The organism is uncultured Tepidimonas sp. (assembly GCF_938045175.1).
Classification (GTDB): Bacteria; Pseudomonadota; Gammaproteobacteria; order Burkholderiales; family Burkholderiaceae_C; genus Tepidimonas.
This window is the reverse complement of sequence record NZ_CALIND010000155.1, coordinates 1-5,006: the sequence shown is the minus strand read 5'-3', so window position 1 is coordinate 5,006 and position 5,006 is coordinate 1. Positions and strand designations below refer to the sequence as shown.

Here is a 5,006-nt window from a genome sequence, read left to right as displayed (position 1 = left end):
CTCGCGCGGCCCGGCGGGGGCGTGGCCGTGATCGCCCACCCGCATCCGCTGTTTGGCGGCACGCTGCACAACAAAGTCGTGCAGACGCTCGCGCGCGCCTGTGTGCAACAGGGCTGGGAGGCGGTGCGCTTTCACTTTCGCGGCGTCGGGGGCAGCGCTGGGGTGCACGACCATGGGGTGGGCGAGGTCGATGACCTGCTGGCCGTGGTGGCGGCGCGGGCCTCGGGGGTGCCGCTGGTGTTGGCGGGGTTTTCTTTTGGCGGCTATGTGGCCGCGGCTGCTGCGGCCCGCTTGTGGCCGCAGCAGCCGGCGCACGCCTTGTGCCTGATCGCGCCCGCAGCGAGCCGCTTCGAATTGCCCCCGTTGCCCGAGGAACTCCAGGCGCGCACGCTGGTCGTGCATGGCGAGGCGGACGACACCGTGCCACTGGCCGCGGTGCTCGACTGGGCGCGCCCCATGGGGTTGCCGGTGACCGTGGTGCCGGGGGGCGAGCATTTTTTTCATGGCCGCCTGCCGCTGCTGAAGTCCCTGACCCTGCGCCATTTGCGCGCGCTGGATTGACGGCCGCCCCCGACACGGGTGGCCTGCGAGGAACGATGAACGTGTCTGTGCTGCAACGAATCCGAATCCTGAGTCAAGCCTGTGCCCGCCGCACCGGGCGCCGAATGGGCGCGACCGCGTGGCTCGTCGCGCTGATGCTGGCGTGGATACCGATGGCGCATGCCCAGGCGCCGCAGCCGCCCGAGATCGCGGCGCGCGCCTGGCTGCTGCTGGATGCCACCAGCGGGCAGGTGCTGGCGGCCAAGGACCCGGATGAGCCGGTCGAACCTGCCTCGCTGACCAAGCTGATGACCGCCTATGTGGTGTTCGATGCGCTCAAGGCGGGCAAGCTCACGCTGGACCAAAAGCTCACCGTCAGTGAGCGCGCGTGGCGCATGCCCGGCTCGCGCATGTTCATCCAGCCCAATCAGCAAATCCCGGTAGAGGACCTGCTCAAGGGCATGATCGTGCAGTCCGGCAACGACGCGACCGTGGCGCTGGCCGAGGGTGTGGGGGGCACGGTCGAGCGCTTCGTGGAGCTGATGAACCAGCAGGCCAAGGCGCTGGGGCTGACGCGCACGCGTTACCAGAACCCCGAGGGGTTGACCGCGCCCGGTCATACCACCACGGCGCGGGACTTGGCGACCCTGGCGCAGCGGCTGATACAGGATTTTCCGCAGTACGTCGGTTACTACGCCATCCAGCGCTACCGCTACCCTGGCACGCCGGCAGCCAACGACACCAACCGCAACCTTCTGCTGTTTCGGGATCCCACGGTCGATGGCCTCAAGACCGGCCATACCGCCGCCGCGGGCTACTGTTTGGTGGCCACCGCACGCCGCCCCCAGCCCGGGCTGGGCGAGGGTCCGGCGGGGCAGCGCCGCCTGATCAGCGTCGTGCTGGGTGCGGCCAGCGAAAACGCGCGCGCGGCCGAGAGCCAGAAACTGCTCAACTGGGGTTTCAGCGCCTTCGAGGCAGTGCGCCTGACGGCCCCGGGCCAGCCCATCGCCACGCCACCGGTGTGGAAGGGGCGCGCGAGCGACGTGCGGCTGGGCCGCCCGGAGGGCATCGTCGTGTCGGTGCCGGCTGGCACGGCCAAGGGCCTGCGCACCGAGGTCGTGCGCCCCGATCCACTGGTGGCGCCGCTGCTCAAAGGCCAGCCGCTGGGCACGCTGCGCGTGCTCTCGGCGGGCGGCGTGACCTTGGCGGAGGTGCCGCTGACGGTGCTGGAGCCGGTGGAAGAGGCGGGGCTGCTCGGCCGCCTGTGGGGCGCGTTGCGGTTGTGGATCCGGTGATTGCGTCTGGCGACGTGTCGTGCTACAGTAGAGGGCTTTTCGGGTCTGCCCGAGGGCGGATCGTTCACTTTTGACGTTTAGGGACGTTATGCCAACCATCAACCAACTCGTGCGCCACGGGCGGACGGTCGAGAAGGACAAGTCCAAGAGCCCGGCGATGCAAAACTGCCCCCAGCGCCGGGGCGTGTGTACGCGTGTCTACACCACGACGCCCAAGAAGCCGAACTCGGCGCTGCGTAAGGTCGCCAAGGTGCGCCTGACCAACGGCTTCGAGGTCATCTCCTACATCGGCGGTGAAGGCCACAACCTGCAGGAGCACTCGGTGGTGCTCGTGCGCGGTGGCCGCGTCAAGGACCTGCCGGGTGTGCGCTACCACATCGTGCGCGGCTCGCTCGACCTGCAAGGGGTCAAGGACCGCAAGCAAGCGCGCTCCAAGTACGGCGCCAAGCGGCCCAAGAAGGCCTGAGTCGCGCCCGCGAAGCGCGTTTTCGCGTGAGCGGCCGTCATCGGCCTGTCACGCATCGGTGTCGAAATGCCTGGCTGGCGGGTGTTTCGGCAGTGTGGCCCCGGACGCCCTTGGTGCGCCGGTGGTCGAGTAAGTGGGGGTCCCCGTCGGCCCTCGCGGCACCCAGCGGTGCCAACTGAAGCAAAAAGGATACGAACATGCCACGTCGTCGCGAAGTCCCTAAACGTGAAATCCTGCCGGATCCCAAGTTCGGCAATGTCGAGCTCTCTAAATTCATGAACGTCATCATGGAGAGCGGCAAGAAAGCGGTGGCCGAGCGCATCGTCTACGGCGCGCTCGAGCACATCGAGAAGAAAACGGGCAAGGACCCGCTCGAGGTGTTCACCACCGCCATCAACAACGTCAAGCCGCTGGTCGAGGTCAAGTCTCGCCGCGTCGGCGGCGCCAACTACCAAGTGCCGGTCGAGGTGCGCCCCGTGCGTCGTCAAGCCTTGGCCATGCGCTGGGTCAAGCAAGCCGCGCGCAAGCGCAGCGAAAAATCCATGGCGCTGCGTCTGGCCAACGAGCTGATCGAGGCCACCGAAGGCCGCGGCGGCGCGATGAAGAAGCGTGACGAAGTGCACCGCATGGCCGAAGCCAACCGCGCGTTCAGCCACTTCCGTTTCTGACGCTGCGACTGCTCGTCCAGGCCGAGTCCCCCGTTCCCTCGAGCCCGCCACCCCCACTCACGAGGTCGGCGGGCTTCGCCCATCCGAATCTGGAGTTTTTTCATGGCACGTACCACGCCCATCGAGCGTTACCGCAACATCGGCATTTCGGCGCACATCGATGCCGGCAAGACCACCACGACCGAGCGCATCCTGTACTACACCGGCGTCAACCACAAGATCGGCGAGGTGCACGACGGCGCTGCCACCATGGACTGGATGGAGCAGGAGCAAGAGCGCGGCATCACCATCACCTCGGCGGCCACCACCTGCTACTGGCGCGGGATGGACTTGAACTATCCCGAGCACCGCTTCAACATCATCGACACCCCGGGCCACGTGGATTTCACCATCGAGGTCGAGCGCTCGATGCGCGTGCTCGACGGCGCCTGCATGGTCTATTGCGCGGTCGGTGGCGTGCAGCCGCAGTCCGAGACCGTCTGGCGCCAGGCCAACAAGTACCGCGTGCCGCGGCTCGCGTTCGTCAACAAGATGGACCGCACCGGGGCCAACTTCTTCAAGGTCTATGAGCAGATGAAGTTGCGCCTGAAGGCCAACCCGGTGCCCATCGTGATCCCGATCGGTGCCGAGGAAAACTTCCAGGGTGTGGTGGACCTCATCAAGATGAAGGCCATCATCTGGGACGAGGCGTCGCAAGGCATGAAGTTCGAGTACCGCGACATCCCGGCCGACTTGGTGGATCAGGCCAACGAATGGCGCGAGAAGATGGTCGAGGCCGCTGCCGAGGCCAGCGAAGAGCTGATGAACAAATACCTCGAGACCGGCGAGCTCAGCGAAGACGAGATCATCGCCGGCCTGCGCCAGCGCACGATTGCGGTCGAGATCCAGCCCATGCTGTGCGGCACCGCGTTCAAGAACAAGGGTGTGCAGCGCATGCTCGACGCGGTGATCCAGTTCCTGCCGTCGCCGGTGGACATCCCGCCCGTGCAGGGCACCGACGAAAACGAGCAGCCCGTCACGCGCAAGGCCAGCGATGACGAGAAGCTCTCGGCCCTGGCGTTCAAGCTCATGAGTGACCCGTTCGTGGGGCAGCTAACCTTCGTGCGCGTGTACTCGGGTGTGCTGCGCAAGGGCGACACCGTGCTCAACTCGGTCAAGGGCAAGAAAGAGCGCATCGGCCGCATCGTGCAGATGCACGCCAACAACCGCCAGGAGATCGAGGAAATCCGCGCCGGCGACATCGCCGCCTGCGTCGGTCTCAAGGAAGTCACCACCGGCGAGACGCTGTGCGACCCGGCCGCACCGATCGTGCTCGAGCGCATGGTGTTCCCGGAGCCCGTGATCGCGCAGGCCGTCGAGCCCAAGGCCAAGGCCGACCAGGAAAAGATGGGCATCGCGCTGTCGCGCCTGGCGGCCGAAGACCCGTCGCTGCGCGTCTACACCGACGAAGAGTCGGGCCAGACCATCATTGCCGGCATGGGCGAGCTGCACCTGGAGATCATCGTCGACCGCATGAAGCGCGAATTCGGCGTCGAGGCCAACGTCGGCAAGCCGCAGGTGGCGTACCGCGAAACCATCCGCAGCACCGTCAACGAGGCCGAAGGCAAGTTTGTGCGCCAGTCGGGTGGTAAAGGCCAGTACGGTCACGTGGTGTTCAAGATCGAGCCCAACGAGCCGGGCAAGGGTTTCGAGTTCATCGACGCCATCAAGGGCGGTGTGGTGCCGCGCGAGTACATCCCTGCGGTGCAAAAGGGCGTCGAAGAGGCGCTGCAGGCCGGCGTGCTGGCCGGCTATCCCGTGGTCGACGTCAAGGTCACGCTCCACTTCGGTTCGTACCACGAGGTCGACTCGTCCGAGCAGGCGTTCAAGATGGCGGCCATCTTCGGCTTCAAGGAAGGCTGCAAGAAGGCCAACCCGGTGATCCTTGAGCCGATGATGGCGGTCGAGGTGGAAACGCCCGAGGAATACGCGGGCAACGTCATGGGCGACCTGTCGTCCCGCCGCGGCATGGTGCAGGGCATGGACGATCTGCCGGGT

5 protein-coding genes are annotated in these 5,006 nt (G+C 66.5%); all 5 read left to right on the top strand.

Annotated features, from left to right (window positions below; all coding sequences use genetic code 11):
- Positions 1–561, top strand: a 561-nt coding sequence (locus Q0716_RS08060; protein ID WP_299021767.1) for an alpha/beta fold hydrolase, incomplete at its 5' end; no start/stop codon positions are given.
- A gap of 104 nt (positions 562–665) precedes the next feature.
- Positions 666–1,835: a D-alanyl-D-alanine carboxypeptidase family protein gene (locus tag Q0716_RS08055; protein ID WP_299021765.1), complete on the top strand. Its 1,170-nt coding sequence runs from the start codon at positions 666–668 to the stop codon at positions 1,833–1,835.
- Positions 1,836–1,923: 88 nt separating this feature from the next.
- Positions 1,924–2,301, top strand: coding sequence for a 30S ribosomal protein S12 (gene rpsL, locus Q0716_RS08050; protein ID WP_299021762.1), 378 nt, complete (start codon positions 1,924–1,926; stop codon positions 2,299–2,301).
- Positions 2,302–2,498: 197 nt separating this feature from the next.
- The gene (gene rpsG, locus Q0716_RS08045) at positions 2,499–2,969 is read left to right on the top strand and encodes a 30S ribosomal protein S7 (protein WP_299021759.1); all 471 of its coding nucleotides are present in this window, start codon (positions 2,499–2,501) and stop codon (positions 2,967–2,969) included.
- A gap of 102 nt (positions 2,970–3,071) precedes the next feature.
- A partial coding sequence (gene fusA, locus Q0716_RS08040) for an elongation factor G (RefSeq protein ID WP_299021756.1) occupies positions 3,072–5,006 on the top strand: 1,935 nt, incomplete at its 3' end.

What these genes read in the sequence shown, in the direction of transcription:
- Q0716_RS08055 (WP_299021765.1), top strand. Translation starts at nt 666, where the DNA reads ATGGGCGCGACCGCGTGGCTCGTCGCGCTGATGCTGGCGTGGATACCG.
- rpsL (WP_299021762.1), top strand. Translation starts at nt 1,924, where the DNA reads ATGCCAACCATCAACCAACTCGTGCGCCACGGGCGGACGGTCGAGAAG.
- rpsG (WP_299021759.1), top strand. Translation starts at nt 2,499, where the DNA reads ATGCCACGTCGTCGCGAAGTCCCTAAACGTGAAATCCTGCCGGATCCC.